Consider the following 18,105-nt stretch of genomic DNA (forward strand, 5'->3'; position numbering starts at 1 on the left):
GCCATGAAAAAAGTCCTGATCGCCAACCGCGGCGAGATCGCGGTCCGCATTGCCCGAGCCTGCGCCGACCACGGTCTCACCTCCGTCGCCGTCTATGCCGATGCCGACATCGACGCCCTGCACGTGCGCATGGCCGACGAGGCCTGGGGCCTGGGCGGCGACCGCCCGGCCGACACCTACCTGCACATCGAGAAGCTGCTGGATGCTGCCCGCAAGAGCGGCGCCGACGCCGTGCACCCGGGCTACGGGTTTTTGTCGGAGAACGCGGGCTTCGCGCGGGCCGTGATCGGCGCGGGCCTCACCTGGATCGGCCCGCCGCCCGAGGCCATCGAGCGCCTGGGCGACAAGGTCGAGGCGCGCAGGCTGGCGCTGCAGGTGGGCGCACCGCTCGTGCAGGGCACGGCCGGCCCGGTGAAGGACGTCTCCGAGGTGCTCGCCTTCGCCGGGCAGCATGGGTTGCCGATCATCATCAAGGCGGCGTTCGGCGGTGGCGGGCGCGGCATGAAGATCGCATGGCGCATGGACGAGGTGGAAGACCTCTATGCCTCCGCCGTGCGCGAGGCCACGGCCGCCTTCGGCCGCGGCGAGTGCTTCGTGGAGCAGTTCCTGGACCGCCCGCGCCACATCGAGGCCCAGGTCCTGGCCGACACGCACGGCAACGTGGTGGTGCTGGGCACGCGCGACTGTTCCCTGCAGCGCCGCAACCAGAAGCTGGTGGAGGAGGCGCCCGCGCCCTTCCTCACACCCGAGCAGCGCGAGCGCATCCACACCGCCGCGCGCGACATCTGCGCCGCCGCCGGCTACACCAGCGCGGGCACGGTGGAGTTCCTGCTTTCGGGCACGGGGGCGATCTCGTTCCTCGAAGTGAACACGCGCCTGCAGGTGGAGCACCCCGTCACCGAGCAGACGACCGGCATCGACCTCGTGGTGGAGCAGTTCCGCATCGCCGAGGGCTTGCCGCTGCGCATCACGCAGACGCCCGAACCGCTGGGCCATTCGATCGAATTCCGCATCAACGCGGAGGACGTGGGCCGCGGCTTCCTGCCCACGCCGGGCGGCGTGACCGCGTTCGATCCGCCCTCGGGCCCGGGCGTGCGGCTGGACACCGGCGTGCAGGCCGGCTCCATCGTGCCGGGCACTTTCGATTCGCTCATGGCCAAGCTCATCGTATCGGGTGCGACGCGCGAGCAGGCCATCGCCCGGGCGCGCCGCGCGCTGCGCGAGTTCCGCATCGGCGGCGTGGCCTCGGTGCTGCCTTTCCACCGCGCGGTGATGGAGCACCCGGACTTCACGAACAGCGAGGCCCTGCGCGTGCACACCCGCTGGATCGAGACCGATTTCGCAGAGCCCCTGGCCGCCGCGGCGCGCGCCGAGCCGCCGGCCGATACCGCGCTCGTGCGCACTGCCATCGAGATCGACGGCCGCCGCGTGGCCCTGGGCCTGCCGGCGCTGCTGCTGCAGGGCCTGCAGGCCAGCGCGGGCGCGCAGCCTGCCGGCGTCCCGGCGCAGTCCGCTGGCACCGGGAGCGCGGCGGAGGAGGGCACGGTGCCCGCGCCCGTCGCCGGCACGGTGCAGGCCTGGAAGGTGGCCGAGGGCGACACCGTGGCCGAAGGCGACTTGGTCGCCGTGATGGAGGCGATGAAGATGGAGATGCAGGTCACGGCGCCGCGTGCGGGTCGCATCACCGGCCTGGCCGCGGTGGGGAGCTACCACGCGGCCGGGGCACCACTGGCACGGGTGGCGCAGGACGGCTGATGCCGTGGGAGCCGTGCTCGCCGCAGGCCGCCCACTTCATCGCGGGGGCGCTGCTATGGCTTCACCAGGTGCCCGCGCGGGCATAGGTCGTTCGCTGTGGCAGGCCATGTTCGGCACGGATGGAGTTCTCGCTGGGCTCGCGCGTGCTGGCATATTCGCCGAGGCCCACGGCGCGCAGCTCCTCCTTGCCGGAGTCGGTGCGGGCGGAGGAGGGATCCCGGGTGACGGGCCCCCCGCCGTGCATCATGGTTCCCGCGAGATGGTGCTTTGCATGCACCAGTTCATGTGCCAGGGTGATGAACGCGTTGGCGGGATTGGCTCCCTCGATCGGGACCCCCCGGGAATCGACGTCCGGTTCGGCCGTGTACTTGTTCCAGGGAATTTCCGACGCGGTTCCCCGCGTTTTGCGCCAGTTGCTTCCACCGGCGTTCTTCAGGAGCGCGGCCTCGAATTGGCTTTGATCAGGAGATGATCCGAGTTTTTGCCATTGCGAAGGCGTGAGCCGGGGCGTCGCCACCGGCGCCTGGCCTGTTCCGGCTTCGACGATGGTGACGGTTTTTTCCCGGGTGGCCAAGCCCTCGATCTGTTGGAGCAGTCGGCTGCCGCTGGGGCGGCTGTCGATTTTCTCGAGAGCGTCCTTGACGTCCCTTTTGAAGTTCGACGACGTGCTGGCGCCGACGCGAATGCTGGGGTAACGATCCATGGTGTTTCTCTTTGAACTGTTGGAGTTTTGGCACCGCGAGTTGTCGCGGTATGCCGTTTTCCAGAATTCTCTCCATGGTCCCCGGGATCGCGGGGCGGGTGAGCGAAGTGCCTGCGATGTGGGCGAAGCGAGGTGCCGCCACGTCCCGGCAGGCGGGATGCCCCCTTGAGTCAGCGCCTGGGAAGTCCGGGTGCCGCGCTCGTTTCCCACTTCACGGGCCGCGGATCGGCGATGGTGTTCACCTCCTGGCTGAAGCGCCCGTACTGCGGCGCGATGTGCGGATCGTCCTCCCACGTGGCCTGCTGCGTGAACTTGCCGGTCTTGCGGTTGAACTTCAATGCGTGCATGGCGGTCTTGCCGCCCCAGTCCGTCGAGGGCAGGGAGATGAAGTTCACCGCGTATTCGTCGTCGGTGAGCTTGCCGCGCACCACGTACACGCCATAGTGCTCCTCGCCGGGCGAGATGATCTTGTACACCCCGTTGTCGTAGTAGTAGAGGGTGGCGTCCTCGAAGGGCTTCTTCTCGTACATCTTCTCGTAGAAGAGCTTCTGCGTGAACGTGGGCTTGCCGAAGTGGACTTCGACCGACGGGCCCCGCGCGTTCGCGCTGCCCCCTCCGCCCTCGGCCGAGACGATGGAGGCCATGGAGCAGGCCAGCAGGGACACAAGCATTTTCTTCAAGGGACTACCTCGCTTTCCGGTGGATGGGGTCGGAGGCCGCGCCAGGCCTGGCGGGCCGCCGGCCGATCCTAGCCACTGCCGAGCCGGCTGCGCGGCCCGGTGGATGCAAGAAATTGAATCAGTGCATCAATTTCATTGGCGATGCTGCGACAGTAGCGCCCATGAAAAGACTCACGCACGGCCTGCTCGCCGTCCCCCTGTGCCTCGTCCTGGCCGGTTGCTATACGCCCGACCGTGCCCGGCTGGGCGAGAGCGTGGCGGCCGCGGTGCCGGCAGGCACGCGCCTGGAGGCGGCCATGGCCAGCCTGTCGGGCATGGGTTTCTCCTGCAAGGTGGTGGATGCCGGGCAGGGCGCGGACTGCAGCCGGGAAAGGCATGGCGCCGTGCTGTACACGTGCATCGAGCGCGTCAGGATGTCCGTCGATCCCGGCACCCGCACGGTCGCCGCATCCGACGTGCCGCCAATCGCGTGTGCCGGCCTGTAGGTCGGCCTGTAGGGCGGCCGGTGCCGGTGACGGCACCGTCCGGCGCGGCGCTCAGGGCACTTCCCGCGGCGCGGGGCCGTCGTACGTCCACAGGTATTCCCGCGGGACCGGTCCCTTGTTGCGGCCTCCCTGGCCGGTCTGCTCCCAGGCATGCGCCAGGATGCCGACGGAGCGCGACAGGCAGAACAGGCCGCGCGCCAGCGGCGGGGGAAAGCCCAGTTCCGCGTAGATGACGGCGGTGGCGCCGTCGATGTTCATGGGGATGCGCCGGCCGTTCCTGCGGGATGCCAGTTCCTCTTCCACGGCGCGCCCGATGGCGGCGAACCGCCCGCTCACGGTGCCCTCGCGCGCGGCCTCGTCGACGAGCTCCAGCAGCCGCGGCGCGCGGGGATCGACGGGGTGGAAGCGATGGCCGAAACCCGAGACGAACTTGCCGTGCCGCTCGATGGTCGCGTCCAGCCCGCCGCGCACCGCGTCGCCGGGCGCGGCGCCCGCGTCCTGCCGGGCCGCGATGTCGAGGTACATGGCCACGGCCTGTTCGCCGGCCCCGCCGTGGACGTCGCCCAGCACGTTGACCGCCGAGGCCATGGCGTTGTTCAGCCCCACGCCGCAGGTCGCGGCCATGCGGGCGATGCCGATGCTGGGCGCCTGCGGGCCATGGTCCACCGCGGACATCAGGGCGGCGTCGAGCAGCCGGCCTTCCGCTTCGCCGGGCAGCTCGCCGCGCGTCATCAGCCAGATCATCTGCGCAAAGCCGATGCGGCCGATCAGGTCCTCGATGGCATATCCGCGGTAGCGAATGACGCCGGGGCTCATGTCGATGATGGATGTCTTCCACCAGTCGCTCACGCGGGGATCGTGGGTGTTCATATCGCCTGCTCCTGTACCAGTTCCTGGATGTCCGACGGCGAGTAGCCGAGTTCGGCCAGGAGGTCCGCCGTGTGCTCGCCCAGCCGGGGCGGCGGGGTGCCGACGGACGGTGCCTCGCCGTTCCACTTGAACCCCGTGCGCACGACCCGGATGTCGCGGCCGACGCCGGGAACGTCCCTGAAGGTGCCCACCATGCCGCGGCCGGCGATCTGCGGATGCTCCAGCACCTGGGGCACCGTGTACACCGGCCCGGCGGGAACGCCCGCCTCGTTGAGGCGCTTCCACCAGTCGTCCGCGGTGCCGGCGGACAGCGCCGCCTCCACCAGGGCCGTGAGTTCGGCGCGATGCCGCAGCCGCCCGTGGCGGTCGGCGAACCGCGGGTCCGCCGTCCATTCCGGATGGCCGAGCACCGTGCACACCGCCTCGAACTGCTCCTGCTTGTTGGCCGCGATGTTGAGCAGGCCGTCCCCGGTCCGGAAGGTGCCGGACGGGCTGGCGGTGACGTTGTCGTTGCCCAGGGGCCGGGGCTCGCGCCCCGCGATCAGGTGGTTGGACACCGCCCAGCCCATCGTCGCCACGGCGGCCTCGAGCATCGAGACATCGATGAAGACGCCGCCCGTGCGGTGGCGGTCCGCGAGGGCGGAGGCCACGGCGAATGCGGCGGTGATGCCCCCGATCGTGTCCGCGACGGGGTAGCCCACGCGATAGGGGGCGGTCTCCGGGGCACCCGTGATGCTCATCATCCCGGACATGCCCTGGATGATCTGGTCATAGGCGGGCAGGTCGCGCAGCGGGCCGTCCTGCCCGAAACCGGAGATGGCGCAGTAGATCAGCCGCGGGTTCTCCTTCAGGAGCTCCTCGTAGCCCAGGCCCAGGCGCTGCATCACGCCGGGCCGGTAGTTCTCCACGAGCACCTGCGCCGTGCGGACCAGCCGGCGCAGCGCCTCCTTGCCCTTGGGGTGCTTGAGGTTGAGCGTGATGGAGCGCTTGCCGGGGTTCTGGGCGAGGAAGGACACGCCCATGTCGGCCTCGTTCAGTTCCTGGTCGGCGCCCAGCTGGCGCGCCAGGTCGCCTCCCTGCCGGGCTTCGACCTTGATGACGTCGGCGCCCATGTGGGCGAGCTGGTGGCAGGCGAAGGGGCCCGCGAGCACATTGGTGAGGTCCAGCACGCGGACCCCGTGCAGGGGAGGGAGGGCCATGGTCAGTCGAGCTTCACGTTGCCATTGCGGATGACCTCGCCCCAGCGCTGCTGCTCGCTGCGGATGAGGGCTGCGGCCTCCTGGGGCGTGGTCGCCATCGGCGTGCTGCCCTCGGCCTGCAGCGTGGCGATGGTGTCCGGCCGCGCGAGCGCCCTGGCCACTTCCTGCTGCCACCGGGCGAGCACGGCGGGCGGCGTGCCGGCCGGGGCCACCAGCATCTTCCAGTCGCTGGTGTCGAAGCCCTTGTAGCCGGACTCGGCAACCGTGGGCACGTCGGGGAGTACCGGCAGGCGCTTCGCGGAACTGACGGCCAGCGCGCGCAGCTTGCCCGCCTTGATGAACGGGATCACGGTCTGGGGCGTCGCGAAGTAGTAATCGACCTGGCCGCCCAGCAGGTCGGTCGCCGCGGGGCCTGCGCCCTTGTAGGGGATGTGGCTGGTCCGGATGCCCGCCTGGCGGATGAAGAGTTCGCCGGTGAGGTGGCCCACGGTGCCGTTGCCTGCGGAGGCCATCGACAGGGAGTCGGGTTTGGCCTTCGCGGCGGCCACCAGGTCGGCCAGGGTCTTGAAGCGCGATTCGGCGTTGACGACCAGCACGACGGGCTGCCCCGCCACGGTGGCGACGGGAGCGAAGGCCCTCGACGCGTCGTACGGCATCTTCGCGTACAGGCTGGGGTTGATGGCCAGGTTGGCCGTCTGGCCCATGCCGAGGGTGTAGCCGTCGGGCGCGGCCTTGGCGACCGCATCCATCCCGATGTTGCCGCCGGCGCCCGGCCTGTTGTCCACCACCAGCGTCCAGCCGGTGGATGCGCGGATCCTGTCCAGCACCATGCGGGTGACGATGTCCGTGCCTCCGCCCGGCGGGAAGGGAACGATGACCTTGATGGACTGGGCCGGATAGTCCGAGGGCTGGGCCAGGGCTGCGGCGGACGCGAAGAGGAGGGCGCAGCCGCCCAGCAGGCGAGGCAGAAAGGACATGGTGTCTCCTTGGGTTGTTCTGTTGAATAGAACTATGTTCTGTGTAAAAGAACTTTAGTGGCGCGCGCCAACGGCGGCCATGCGGGATAACCCTGGAATGGCCAGACCCTCGCGGCCGCTGTGTTCTACTCAGCAGAACATAGTCGTGACCTTGCTGACGCTGATGACACAAGAATCCTCCGAGACCTCCAGCGGGGTCGCCGTCCTGGACCGCGCTTTCGCCCTCCTTGGGGCATTCGCCCCGGAGGACGAGCGGCTGACGCTGACGGAGCTGTCCCGGCGCACGGGGCTCTACAAGAGCACCGTGCTGCGGCTGCTGGGCGCCCTGGAAAGCGGCGGCTTCATCCGCAAGTGGGACGACGGGCTGTACGGCATCGGGCCGGCGCCGGTGCGGCTGGCCGCCATCTACCAGCGCAGCCTGCGCATCGACTCCATCGTGGAGCCGCTGCTGCGCGAACTCAGTGCCGAACTGGGGGAAACCGCGTCGTTCTACGTGCGCGCCGGGGACCGGCGCCTGGTGCTCAGCCGCGTCGAGCCGTCGCGCGCGGTGCGCGTGTCCATCCGGGTGGGGGAGGCGTTCGACGTGCAGCTCGGCGCCTCGGGGAAGGTGCTGCTGGCCTTCTCGGAAGGCGACCCGGCCCACAAAGCGGTGCGCGCCCGGCTCTGGGCGACCTCGTTCGGCGAGCGCGACCGGGAGACGGCGGCGGCCTCCGTGCCGGTATTCGGGGCGCTGGGAGAACTCCGCGGCGCCCTGACGGTGTCCGGGCCGCTTTCCCGCCTCGGGGAGCCTGCCGCGATCCGGGCGGCCCTGCTCGCGCTCATGGACCGGGCCCGGCGGGCCACCGCGGAGTTCGGCGGCAATCCCGCGCTGTATACCGCGAGCCGCCAGGAGCTGCTGGCCGAGGGGCCATTGCCCCGCTGAGTCAAGCCCTCATGGCTTCACAAAAATTGAATCAAAGCATCAATTTGATTGAAGATTTACGGAGGCATCGGCCCTAGACTGGCGGCGCACCCAGCCCGGCCGCGATGCGCGGCCGCCCGAAAGACCATCGCCCCTTCCTCCATGACCCCGTCCCGCCCGGCCCGCTACACCGCCACCGCCATCCTGCTGCACTGGGTGCTTGGCCTGGCCATCGTCGCCGTGTTCCTGCTGGGGCTGTACATGACGGGGCTGCCGTTCTCGCCGCAGCGCCTGAAGTTCTACAACTGGCACAAGTGGGCCGGCGTGGCCATCCTGGCGCTGTCGGCCCTGCGCCTGCTCTGGCGCCTGACGCACCGCCCGCCGGCGCTGCCCGCTGCCGTGCAATCCGCGATGCCCGCATGGCAGCGCGCCGCGCACCACGGCACCCACCACCTGATGTACCTGCTGTTCTTCGCCGTGCCCCTCATCGGCTGGGCCTACAGCTCGGCGGCGGGCTTTCCCATCGTGTTCCTCGGCATCGTGCCGCTGCCGAGCTTCGTGCCGGTCAGCCCCGAACTGGCCGAGGCCATCAAGCCCTGGCACCAGATCACCGCCTACGCCCTGGCCGTGCTCGTCGTGCTGCACGTGGCCGCCGCGCTGAAGCACCAGGTCATCGACCGAGACGGCCTCATCGGCCGCATGCTGCCCGGCCGTGCCTGACCGCCTGCAACCCAATCACCGAAATACCGAACCCACGGAGCGATCCATGAAATTTTCCACCTCCCTCTTCGCCGGCCTCGCGCTGGCATCCTCCGCGCTGCTGGCCGCAGCCCCTGCCTTCGCGCAGCAGAAGCTGGTGCCCGAGCAGAGCGAGATCACCTTCGTGAGCAAGCAGATGGGCGTGCCCGTCGAGGGCCGCTTCAAGAAGTTCGACGCGCAGGTCGCCTTCGACCCGGCCAAGCTCGCCACCAGCAAGGTCACGATCACGGTGGACACCGGCAGCGCCACCCTGGGCGTGAAGGAGTCCGACGCCGAACTGCCCAAGGCCACGTGGTTCAACGTGCCCAAGTTCCCGCAGGCGACCTTCCAGTCCACGGCGATCAAGTCCACCGGCCCGGGCAAGTTCGAGGTGGCCGGCAAGCTCAGCATCAAGGGCGCCACGCAGGACGTGGTCGCGCCCGTCACGCTCACGCAGAACGGCGCCACCACCATCGCCACGGGCAGCTTCCCGATCAAGCGCCTGGCCTTCAAGATCGGCGAGAACGAGTGGGCCGACACCTCCATGGTCGCCGACGACGTGCAGGTGAAGTTCAAGCTGGCGCTCACGGGCGTGGGCAAGCTCTGAGGCCCCCGGGCCGATCCCGCGCTTCCCCTTTTCCTTTCCGTTCTTCCTTTCCTTTCTTTTCTTTCAACCGGAGATAACGACATGCGCAAATCCCTGTTCGCCCTGGCCGCCGTGGCCGCACTCGCTGCCGGCGCCGCCCGGGCAGAGACCGCCACGTATGCCGTGGAGCCGACGCACACCTTCGCCACGTTCGAGATCAGCCACTTCGGCGCCAGCGTGAACCGCGGCCGCTTCGACAAGAAGGAAGGCACGATCGAGCTGGACAAGGCCGCCAAGACCGGCAAGGTGGACATCACCTTCCAGATCAACTCCATCAACACCGGCACGCCGCCCTTCGACAAGCACCTGCAGAGCCCCGACATCTTCGACGCGGCCAAGTACCCCACCGCGCGCTTCGTGGGCGACAAGTTCACCTTCGACGGCGACAAGCTGGTGTCCGTGGCCGGCAACCTGACGCTCAAGGGCCAGACCCATCCCGCGACCTTCAAGGCCAACCAGTTCGCCTGCTACCAGAGCCCGATGCTCAAGCGCGAAGTGTGCGGCGGCGACTTCGAGACCACCATCGACCGCACCCTGTTCGGCCTGGACTACGGCGTGCAGTACGGCTTCCCCAAGAACGTGCGCATCGTGGCCCAGGTCGAGGCCGTCAAGCAGTAATTGCGCTGCGACGTCATGCGCCGGCCTGCAGGCCGGCGCAGCAGCCGCCCTCCGCCCCCGTGCGGACGGCGGCTTTTTCCTTATGGCCGGGCGGGCTCACCTCACCGCTCGGGTGGCCGCACTGCCTGCACCGTGTCGTGCTTGCGCACCGGGCTGGAGAGCACGAGCGAGGTGGTGACCGAGCCATGCGCCGCCAGCGCATCCACCACGCGCTGCAGGTCGGCCGGCTCCGCGATGGCGCAGCGCACGATGAAGCAGTCCTGCCCGGTCACCCGGTCGGCCTCCAGCACCTCGGGCATGCTCTCGAACAACTCCAGGTAGGGCCCGATGCCGCGGTGCGTGGTCTCGATGCGGATGATGACCGTGAGGCCCACGCCGATGCGGCCCAGGTGGACCCGGGCGCCATAGCCTTCGATGATGCCGGCGTCCTCCAGCTTGCGCACGCGCTCGCTCATCGCGGGCTGCGACAGGCCGATGCGCTTGCCCAGCGCGGCCAGGCTCTGCCGCGCATCGGTCTGCAGGGCCTGCAGGATCAGCCAGTCCTTCTTGTCGATTCGCATGGAATGTCGGGGCCGGGGCAGGGTGCCCGCAGCCGATGGTTCATCGGTGGGCGGGGAATTTTTCCGATGCCCGCCCCTGTGCGCGCAGGGCGCGCCCGCCTATCGTAGGGCACGTTCCATGCATTCGCACACACCCCTCCAAGGAAGAATCTCCATGCAGCTCTTCGGAATGCTCGACTCGCCCTATGTGCGCCGCGTCGCCGTCACCCTGCGCCACCTGGGCGTGCCGTTCGAGCACCGGCCCCTGTCCGTGTTCAGCACCTTCGACGCGTTCCGTGCCGTCAACCCGGTGGTGAAGGCGCCCACGCTGGTGGCGGACGACGGCACGGTGCTGATGGATTCGACCCTGATCCTGCAGTGGATCGATGCCTGCGCACCGGATGCGGCCGCCCGCCTGGTGCCGGAAGACCCCGCGGCCCGCCTGCAGGACTTGCGCATCGCCGGCCTCGCGCTCGCCGCGTGCGAGAAGACGGTGCAGATCGTCTATGAGCAGCGGCTGCGCCCGGAGGACAAGCAGCATGCGCCCTGGCTGGAGCGCGTGGGCCTGCAGATGGATGCCGCGTACGCGCAGCTGGAAGAGGCCCTCGCCGGCGCGGGCAGCATGCCGGACGCGGCGGGGCTGACCCACGGCGGCATCGCCGCGGCGGTGGCCTGGGGGTTCACCGGCCTGGTGCTGCCCGGGCGGGTGGCGGGTGCGTCGCATCCGTCGCTGGCGGCTTTCGCCGCGGCGGCCGAGCGGCTGCCTGCGTTCGCGGCGTGCCCGCAGGTGGAGTGACCGCTGCCGGGCGGGAGTGCGGCACTGGCGCACCCATGAAAAAGGCCGGCATGTGCCGGCCTCGGTGCGGGGTGGGGGCGCTCAGCGCGTGCCCGACACGTCCATGTGCTCCGTCTTGTGGTCCAGGATGGCTTCCGGCTCCTGCGCGGCCACCCAGTCCGGGTTGTCCAGGCGCTGCCTGAGCTGCTCGGTGTCGAGGTCGCCCGTCCACTTGGCCACGACGATGGTGGCCACGCCGTTGCCCACCAGGTTGGTGAGAGCGCGCGCCTCGGACATGAAGCGGTCGATGCCCAGGATCAGCGCGAGGCCGGCCACCGGCACGTGGCCCACGGCCGAGAGGGTGGCCGCCAGCACGATGAAGCCGCTGCCGGTGATGCCGGCCGCGCCCTTGGAGGTGAGCAGCAGCACCAGCAGCAGGGTGATCTGGTGCGTGATGTCCAGCGGCGTGTTCGTGGCCTGGGCGATGAACACGGCGGCCATGGTCAGGTAGATGGAGGTGCCGTCCAGGTTGAAGGAGTAGCCGGTGGGGATCACGAGGCCCACGGTGGTCTTCTTGGCGCCCAGGTTCTCCATCTTCTCCATCATGCGCGGCAGCACCGATTCGCTGGAGGAGGTGCCCAGCACGATGAGGAGTTCTTCCTTGATGTACTTCACGAACTTCCAGATCGAGAAGCCGTGGAAGCGCGCGATCAGGCCGAGCACGACGAAGACGAACAGCAGGCAGGTCAGGTAGAACGAGCCCATCAGCTTGCCCAGCGACAGCAGCGAGCCCACGCCGTACTTGCCGATGGTGAAGGACATGGCCCCGAACGCGCCGATCGGGGCCACCTTCATGATGTAGCCCACGATGGTGAACAGCACGTGCGAGGTCTTCTCGATGAAGTCGAACACCAGCGTGCCGCGGCCGCCGAAGCGGTGCAGCGCGAAGCCGAACATCACGGCGATGAGCAGCACCTGCAGGATCTCGCCCTTGGCGAACGCATCCACCACGGTGGTGGGGATGATGTTCATCAGGAAGTCGGTGGTGGTGCCCATCTTGCCGGGTGCCGTGTAGGCGGCGATGGACTTGGTGTCGATGGCCGAGGCATCGACGTTCATGCCCGCGCCGGGCTGGAGCACGTTGACGACGATCAGGCCGATGACCAGCGCGACGCTGCTCACGATCTCGAAATAGAGCAGGGCGAGGCCGCCGGTGCGGCCCACCTTCTTCATGTCCTCCATGCCCGCGATGCCGACCACCACGGTACAGAAGATGATGGGCGCGATGATCATCTTGATGAGCTTGATGAAGCCATCGCCCAGGGGCTTCATCTTCTCGCCGATCTCGGGGTAGAAGTGCCCGAGCAGCACGCCCACGACGACGGCGAACAGCACCTGCACGTAAAGCGAGCGGTAGAGGGGGAGTTTTCTGGCGGGTATGCGGGCGGTTGCGTTCATGCAGGCCTCTTGCGTCAACAAAAAAGAGCGGGCACCGGGCGCCTGTCCAGAGGCGGCCCTCGTGCGGGTGACGCACTGTAAGGCCGTGTCGCGCGCAGGACATTGTGGGAAACCACATGGTTGATTCCAACCTGTGGGAAACGCCGGAGGGAATACCCGTATGCCGTGCCGGCCGGGGCGTGCGCACACGTCCGCCATGTGGTGGTGCACGGCGGTGGATGAGGGAGGGACATACGCCCGTTGGCGTATTTCACGGGCGGGGCGGGCTCCGCAGAATCGGCTCCAGCGATTTCCTGATGACCCTGTTCTTCCACTTCCTTCCCGGAGCCCACACCATGCAACGTCGCTTCACTCTCCAGGCGCTGTGCGCCGCAGCCGCCCTGGCGGGCCTCTCCGCGCTGCCTGCCCATGCCGCCGACACGATCAAGATCGGCGTGCTGCACAGCCTCTCGGGCACGATGGCCATTTCCGAAACGGTGCTCAAGGACACGGTGCTGATGGCCATCGAGGACATCAACGCCAAGGGCGGCGTGCTGGGCAAGAAGCTCGAGCCCGTGGTGGTAGACCCGGCCTCCAACTGGCCGCTGTTCGCCGAGAAGACCAAGCAGCTGCTGGGCCAGGACAAGGTCTCGGTGATCTTCGGCTGCTGGACCAGCGTGAGCCGCAAGTCCGTGCTGCCGGTGGTCGAGGAAATGAACGGCCTGCTGTTCTACCCTGTGCAGTACGAGGGCGAGGAACTCTCCAAGAACGTGTTCTACACGGGCGCCGCACCCAACCAGCAGGCCATTCCCGCGGTGGACTATCTCATGAGCAAGGATGGCGGCGGTGCCAAGCGCTGGGTGCTGCTGGGCACCGACTACGTGTACCCCCGCACCACCAACAAGATCCTGCGCGCCTACCTCAAATCCAAGGGCGTGAAGGATTCGGACATCGACGAGAAGTACACCCCCTTCGGCCACAGCGACTACCAGACCATCGTGGCCGACATCAAGAAGTTCAGCCAGGGCGGCAAGACGGCCGTGGTCTCCACCATCAACGGCGACTCCAACGTGCCCTTCTACAAGGAGCTGGGCAACGCGGGCCTGAAGGCCAAGGACGTGCCGGTCGTCGCCTTCAGCGTGGGCGAAGAGGAACTGCGCGGTGTGGACACCAAGCCCCTGGTGGGCCACCTGGCGGCCTGGAACTACTTCATGTCGATCAAGAACCCGACCAACACGGCCTTCATCAAGCAGTGGAGCGACTACGCGAAGAAGAACAACATCCCCGGCCACAAGGACAAGCCGCTGACCAACGACCCGATGGAAGCCACCTGGATCGGTGTCCACATGTGGGCCCAGGCGGTGGAGAAGGCCAAGACCACCGACGTGGACAAGGTCATCGCCGCGATGGCGGGCCAGACCTTCCAGGCGCCCAGCGGCATCGTCTCCAAGATGGACGAGAAGAACCACCACCTGCACAAGAGCGTGTTCATCGGCGAGATCAAGGCCGACGGCCAGTTCAACGTGGTGTGGAAGACGCCCGGCCCGGTCAAGGCCAAGCCGTGGAGCCCGTACATCGAGGGCAACGACAAGAAAAAAGACGAGCCTGAAAAGAAGTGACACCCCCCTGAGGCCCTTCGGGCCTTCCCCCCGCTCTCACGCTTCGCGTGGGAGGGGGTAAGGGCTGCGGCTCCGGGCCCGCCTGCGCGGGCCTGGACAGCCCGAACGCCCCGGGCCTCCGGCCCGGGGCTGCTCGACGCCAGCGGCCCGGCAAAGCCGGTTCCGCGGCGTCTGCTGGTCTGGGGTGGGGTCAATGCTCTGCTTCTTTCTGACGTTTCGCTCCGGGTTTCATTTCCATGCTTCTTTCCATCTTCCATCGCTTGATCGCCTGCCTGCTGCTGTGCGCCGCAGCGCAGGCGCATGCGCTCACGGCCGAGGGCGCGCGGGCCATGGCTGCGGGCGATACCGACGAGCGCATCGCGGCGCTGCAGCAGGCGGTTGCCACGCCCGACGAGGCCACGGTGGCTTTCATCCGGGCGATGGCCGACGATGCGGTGAAGATCGCCGGTGGCCGGGCCATCGTGGTGAAGGACGGCAAGGGGGCCGATCCGGTCACCGGTGCGCCGGTGAACGTGCCGGACGATGCGGAGGACATCGTCAACAACAACCGCATGCGCGGCGAGTTCGATACCGCGCTGGCTTCGCTGCAGCTGATGTCGCCCGACGCGGCGCAGCGCCGCGCGGCGATCGATGCGCTCAAGGACGAGAGCGAGGAGGCGCGGCTGCCGCTGATCGACAAGGCCCTGGCCGCCGAGCGCGAGCCGGGGCTCAAGGCGCGGCTCGAGGCGATCCGTGCGCGCATCCAGCTCTCGGCGAGCGACCCGGCGCAGCGCCAGCTTGCGGCGCAGGCCCTGTCTGCCAGCGGCAACCCGGCCACGCGCACGGTGCTGCTGGAGCAACTGCGCAACGAGCAGGATCCGAAGGTGCGCGCGGCCCTGGATTCCGCGCTGAAGGCCGTGGAAGCGCGACTGCAGTGGGGCGAGCGCCTGGGCGCGCTGTTCTCGGGCCTCAGCCTGGGATCGATCCTGCTGCTGGTCGCGCTGGGCCTGGCCATTACCTACGGGCTGATGGGCGTCATCAACATGGCCCACGGCGAGCTGATGATGATCGGCGCCTACGCCACCTACGTGGTGCAGGGGCTGTTCCAGCGCTACCTGCCGGGCGCCTTCGACGCCTACCTCATCGCCGCCGTGCCGGTGGCATTCCTCGCGTCGGCGCTCATGGGCGCGGTGCTGGAGCGCGGCGTGATCCGCTTCCTCTACGGCCGGCCGCTGGAAACGCTGCTGGCCACCTGGGGCATCAGCCTGATGCTGCAGCAATTGGTGCGCAGCCTGTTCGGCGCGCAGAACGTGGGCGTGGAGAACCCCGCCTGGATGAGCGGCGGCGTGCAGGTGCTGGAGAACCTGCAGCTGCCGTGGAACCGGCTGGTGATCGTCGCGTTCGCATTCGCGGTGCTGGGCGGCGTGGCTTTCCTCATCGGCCGTACGCGGCTGGGGTTGTTCGTGCGTGGCGTGACGCAGAACCGGCCCATCGCCTCGTGCATGGGCGTGAACACCGCACGCGTCGATACCTATGCCTTCGCGCTGGGCTCCGGCATCGCCGGCCTGGCGGGCTGTGCCTTGAGCCAGGTCGGCAACGTGGGGCCGGACCTGGGGCAGGGCTACATCGTGGACGCCTTCATGGTCGTGGTGCTGGGCGGTGTCGGCCAGCTCGCGGGCACGGTCTATGCCGCGCTGGGCCTGGGTGTGCTGAACAAGTTCCTCGAGGGCTGGGCGGGCGCGGTGCTGGCCAAGATCGCCGTGCTGGTGCTCATCATCGTCTTCATCCAGAAGCGGCCGCAGGGCATCTTCGCGGTGAAGGGGCGCACTGCAGACTAGGTATGAGACACCCCCCTGTGTCGCTTCGCTCCTTCCCCCCTCTCTCGCATGGCTGCGCCCTGCGGGAGGGGGGGACGCCGCCGGCGCGGCGGGGCGGCCCTTGCGCGGCGGCTGCTGGCCTGGGCCGTGACGGTGGCTGATTCCGCTGGCGATGCCGAACACTGAAAAAAGTATGACCACTCCCATTGCTATTCAACTGCCAGCCCCGGCGCCGCTTCTCTCGCGCACCGGGTGGACGGCCTTCATCGTGGCGCTGATCGCGGTCTGCGCGGTCGCGCCTGCGCTGAACCTGCTCGTGCCGGCCGGCAGCGCCTTCCACCTCTCCGACTACGCCGTGGCGCTGGTCGGCAAGATCATGTGCTATGCCATCTGCGCGCTGGCCATGGACCTGATCTGGGGCTACACGGGCATCCTGAGCCTGGGCCACGGGCTTTTCTTCGCGCTGGGCGGCTACGTGATGGGCATGTACCTCATGCGCCAGATCGGGCGCGACGGCAACTACAAGAGCGACCTGCCCGATTTCATGGTGTTCCTGGACTGGAAGGAACTGCCCTGGCACTGGGCGCTGTCGGACAGCTTCATCGCCACGCTGGTGCTGGTCGTGGCCGTGCCGGGGCTGGTGGCGTTCGTGTTCGGCTACTTCGCCTTCCGCTCGCGCATCAAGGGCGTGTATTTCTCGATCATCACGCAGGCCATGACGTATGCGGCCATGCTGCTGTTCTTCCGCAACGAGACGGGCTTCGGCGGCAACAACGGCTTCACCGACTTCAAGCGCATCCTGGGGCAGCCCATCGCCACGCAGAACATGCGCATGCTGCTGTTCGTGCTCACGGGGCTGGCGCTGCTCGGCTTCTTCCTGCTGGGCCGCTGGCTGGTGGGTTCCAAGTTCGGCCGGGTGCTGCAGGCCATCCGCGACGCCGAGACCCGGGTGATGTTCTCGGGATACTCGCCGCTGCCCTACAAGCTCGCGATCTGGACCATCAGCGCCATGATGTGCGGCGTGGCCGGCGCGCTCTACGTGCCGCAGGTGGGCATCATCAACCCGGGCGAGATGAGTGCCGCCAACTCCATCGAGATCGCCGTCTGGGCGGCCGTGGGCGGGCGCGCGACGCTGGCCGGACCGATCGCCGGGGCCTTCATTGTCAACGGCGCTAAGAGCTGGCTCACGGTGACGGCACCGGAGTTCTGGCTGTATTTCCTGGGCGCGCTGTTCATCGCCGTCACGCTGTTCCTGCCGCAGGGCGTGGCGGGGCTGCTGCGCTCGCCGGGCGGATGGCGCGGCCGCATCGCGAAGGCCCTGCGCAAGGAAGAAGGAGGCACCGCGCGATGACCCCCGATCTCATGGACGAAGGCGCGCGCCGCGTCGGCGCTGCCGGCACCGCGGCACCCGCAGCGGGCCACAGCACCGAATCCGGCGGCCGCGCCGCGGGCTTCTCGCGCGTGGCCGTGCCCGGCGAGGTGGACGTGACCCACGGCCGCATCCTCTACCTGGAGGACGTGCACGTGGCCTTCGACGGGTTCAAGGCCATCAACGGCCTGAACCTCGACATCGCCCCGGGCGAGCTGCGCTGCATCATCGGCCCCAACGGCGCGGGCAAGACGACGATGATGGACATCATCACCGGCAAGACCCGCCCCGACAGCGGCACGGTCTATTTCGGCTCCACCATCGACCTGCTGCGCCACAACGAGCCCGGCATCGCGCAGCTGGGCATCGGCCGCAAGTTCCAGAAACCCACGGTGTTCGAGCAGCTCACGGTGTTCGAGAACCTGGAGCTGGCCCTCAAGACCCACAAGGGCGTCGCGTCTTCCATGTTCTTCCGCCTCGACTCGGCGCAGAAGGACCGGCTCTCCGAGGTGCTGCACACCATCCACCTCGCCCACCAGCCCGCCCGCCGCGCGGCCGAGCTGAGCCATGGGCAGAAGCAGTGGCTGGAGATCGGCATGCTGCTCATGCAGGACCCCAGGCTGCTGCTGCTCGACGAACCGGTGGCGGGCATGACCGACGAGGAGACGGCGCGCACGGCCGAGCTGTTCCTCTCGCTCAAGGGCAGGCATTCGCTGATGGTGGTGGAGCACGACATGTCGTTCATCCGGGCGATCTCCGAGAAAGTGACGGTGCTGTGCGACGGGGCGGTGCTGGCGGAGGGGACGCTGGACGAGGTGCAGGGGGATGAACGGGTGATCGAGGTGTATTTGGGGCGGTGATGGTTTTTCGTTGTTGCTGTGCGTTTGTTTTCCGGGGCCGGGATGTGCGCCCGGCGGCGCACCTACTTTCTTTTGCTTCGCCAAAAGAAAGTAGGCAAAGAAAAGGCGAGCCCTGGTGTCTGCGTCCCCCTTCGCCCC

At 68.4% G+C, this 18,105-nt stretch carries 18 protein-coding genes; 11 read left to right on the plus strand and 7 right to left on the minus strand.

The features are described 5' to 3' along the window. Positions 1-3: 3 nt before the first annotated feature. Positions 4-1,755 carry an acetyl/propionyl/methylcrotonyl-CoA carboxylase subunit alpha gene (locus T336_RS0123635; RefSeq protein WP_026434361.1) on the plus strand — a complete coding sequence of 584 codons (1,752 nt, stop codon included), beginning with the start codon at positions 4-6 and terminating at the stop codon, positions 1,753-1,755. A 61-nt stretch (positions 1,756-1,816) separates the two neighbouring features. Here the strand turns inward: T336_RS0123635 and xopG are convergent, their stop codons facing one another. Both xopG and T336_RS0123645 read right to left on the minus strand, forming a co-directional pair. Next, positions 1,817-2,458 (minus strand): XopG/HopH/AvrPtoH family type III secretion system effector, encoded by a 642-nt coding sequence (gene xopG, locus T336_RS0123640; RefSeq protein ID WP_019702312.1) that lies wholly within the window; start codon positions 2,456-2,458, stop codon positions 1,817-1,819. Between the two features lie 170 nt (positions 2,459-2,628). Further along, positions 2,629-3,129: a hypothetical protein gene (locus tag T336_RS0123645; RefSeq protein WP_019702311.1), complete on the minus strand. Its 501-nt coding sequence runs from the start codon at positions 3,127-3,129 to the stop codon at positions 2,629-2,631. A 170-nt stretch (positions 3,130-3,299) separates the two neighbouring features. On the opposite strand from T336_RS0123645, the gene T336_RS0123650 reads away from it, so the two are divergent. Beyond that, positions 3,300-3,623 carry a hypothetical protein gene (locus tag T336_RS0123650; RefSeq protein WP_019702310.1) on the plus strand — a complete coding sequence of 108 codons (324 nt, stop codon included), beginning with the start codon at positions 3,300-3,302 and terminating at the stop codon, positions 3,621-3,623. Between the two features lie 51 nt (positions 3,624-3,674). Here the strand turns inward: T336_RS0123650 and T336_RS0123655 are convergent, their stop codons facing one another. From T336_RS0123655 to T336_RS0123665, 3 genes are read right to left on the minus strand one after another with little or no spacing between them, the layout of a single operon-like run. Then, a complete protein-coding gene (locus T336_RS0123655; protein WP_026434363.1) occupies positions 3,675-4,493 on the minus strand; it encodes a citryl-CoA lyase in 819 nt (272 codons plus the stop codon). Continuing rightward, complete coding sequence (locus T336_RS0123660; RefSeq protein ID WP_026434364.1) at positions 4,490-5,692, minus strand: CaiB/BaiF CoA transferase family protein; 1,203 nt, start codon at positions 5,690-5,692, stop codon at positions 4,490-4,492. The genes T336_RS0123655 and T336_RS0123660 overlap by 4 nt, the downstream gene beginning before the upstream one ends. A gap of 2 nt (positions 5,693-5,694) precedes the next feature. Beyond that, entirely contained in the window at positions 5,695-6,669 is a 975-nt protein-coding gene (locus T336_RS0123665; protein ID WP_026434365.1) for a Bug family tripartite tricarboxylate transporter substrate binding protein, read from the minus strand. Between the two features lie 163 nt (positions 6,670-6,832). Here T336_RS0123665 and T336_RS25660 point away from each other — a divergent pair, with 163 nt between their 5' ends. From T336_RS25660 to T336_RS0123685, 4 genes are all read left to right on the plus strand, one after another. Next, the gene (locus tag T336_RS25660; RefSeq protein ID WP_035227150.1) at positions 6,833-7,591 is read left to right on the plus strand and encodes an IclR family transcriptional regulator; all 759 of its coding nucleotides are present in this window, start codon (positions 6,833-6,835) and stop codon (positions 7,589-7,591) included. Positions 7,592-7,732: 141 nt separating this feature from the next. Then, entirely contained in the window at positions 7,733-8,290 is a 558-nt protein-coding gene (locus T336_RS0123675) for a cytochrome b (protein WP_019702305.1), read from the plus strand. Between the two features lie 46 nt (positions 8,291-8,336). Further along, positions 8,337-8,915: a YceI family protein gene (locus T336_RS0123680; RefSeq protein ID WP_019702304.1), complete on the plus strand. Its 579-nt coding sequence runs from the start codon at positions 8,337-8,339 to the stop codon at positions 8,913-8,915. A gap of 81 nt (positions 8,916-8,996) precedes the next feature. After that, positions 8,997-9,572 carry a YceI family protein gene (locus tag T336_RS0123685; RefSeq protein WP_026434366.1) on the plus strand — a complete coding sequence of 192 codons (576 nt, stop codon included), beginning with the start codon at positions 8,997-8,999 and terminating at the stop codon, positions 9,570-9,572. Positions 9,573-9,673: 101 nt separating this feature from the next. Here T336_RS0123685 and T336_RS0123690 read toward each other — a convergent pair whose 3' ends face one another. Beyond that, positions 9,674-10,132, minus strand: a complete 459-nt coding sequence (locus T336_RS0123690) for an Lrp/AsnC family transcriptional regulator (RefSeq protein ID WP_026434367.1) — start codon at positions 10,130-10,132, stop codon at positions 9,674-9,676. A 154-nt stretch (positions 10,133-10,286) separates the two neighbouring features. Between T336_RS0123690 and T336_RS0123695 the strand changes: the two genes are divergently transcribed. Next, the gene (locus T336_RS0123695) at positions 10,287-10,907 is read left to right on the plus strand and encodes a glutathione S-transferase (RefSeq protein ID WP_026434368.1); all 621 of its coding nucleotides are present in this window, start codon (positions 10,287-10,289) and stop codon (positions 10,905-10,907) included. An 81-nt stretch (positions 10,908-10,988) separates the two neighbouring features. Here T336_RS0123695 and T336_RS0123700 read toward each other — a convergent pair whose 3' ends face one another. Beyond that, complete coding sequence (locus T336_RS0123700) at positions 10,989-12,344, minus strand: dicarboxylate/amino acid:cation symporter (protein ID WP_026434369.1); 1,356 nt, start codon at positions 12,342-12,344, stop codon at positions 10,989-10,991. A 335-nt stretch (positions 12,345-12,679) separates the two neighbouring features. Between T336_RS0123700 and urtA the strand changes: the two genes are divergently transcribed. From urtA to urtD, 4 genes are all read left to right on the plus strand, one after another. Then, entirely contained in the window at positions 12,680-13,942 is a 1,263-nt protein-coding gene (gene urtA / locus T336_RS0123705) for an urea ABC transporter substrate-binding protein (RefSeq protein ID WP_026434370.1), read from the plus strand. Between the two features lie 236 nt (positions 13,943-14,178). Then, complete coding sequence (urtB, locus tag T336_RS0123710) at positions 14,179-15,759, plus strand: urea ABC transporter permease subunit UrtB (protein WP_026434371.1); 1,581 nt, start codon at positions 14,179-14,181, stop codon at positions 15,757-15,759. 172 nt (positions 15,760-15,931) lie between these two features. Continuing rightward, a complete protein-coding gene (gene urtC / locus T336_RS0123715; RefSeq protein WP_026434372.1) occupies positions 15,932-17,089 on the plus strand; it encodes an urea ABC transporter permease subunit UrtC in 1,158 nt (385 codons plus the stop codon). After that, on the plus strand, positions 17,086-17,967 hold the full coding sequence (gene urtD, locus T336_RS0123720; RefSeq protein WP_026434373.1) for an urea ABC transporter ATP-binding protein UrtD: 882 nt from the start codon (positions 17,086-17,088) through the stop codon (positions 17,965-17,967). The genes urtC and urtD overlap by 4 nt, the downstream gene beginning before the upstream one ends. The last annotated feature ends 138 nt before the right edge of the window (positions 17,968-18,105 follow it).

The organism is Paracidovorax oryzae ATCC 19882, from assembly GCF_000687165.1.
Lineage (GTDB): Bacteria > Pseudomonadota > Gammaproteobacteria > Burkholderiales > Burkholderiaceae_C > Paracidovorax > Paracidovorax oryzae.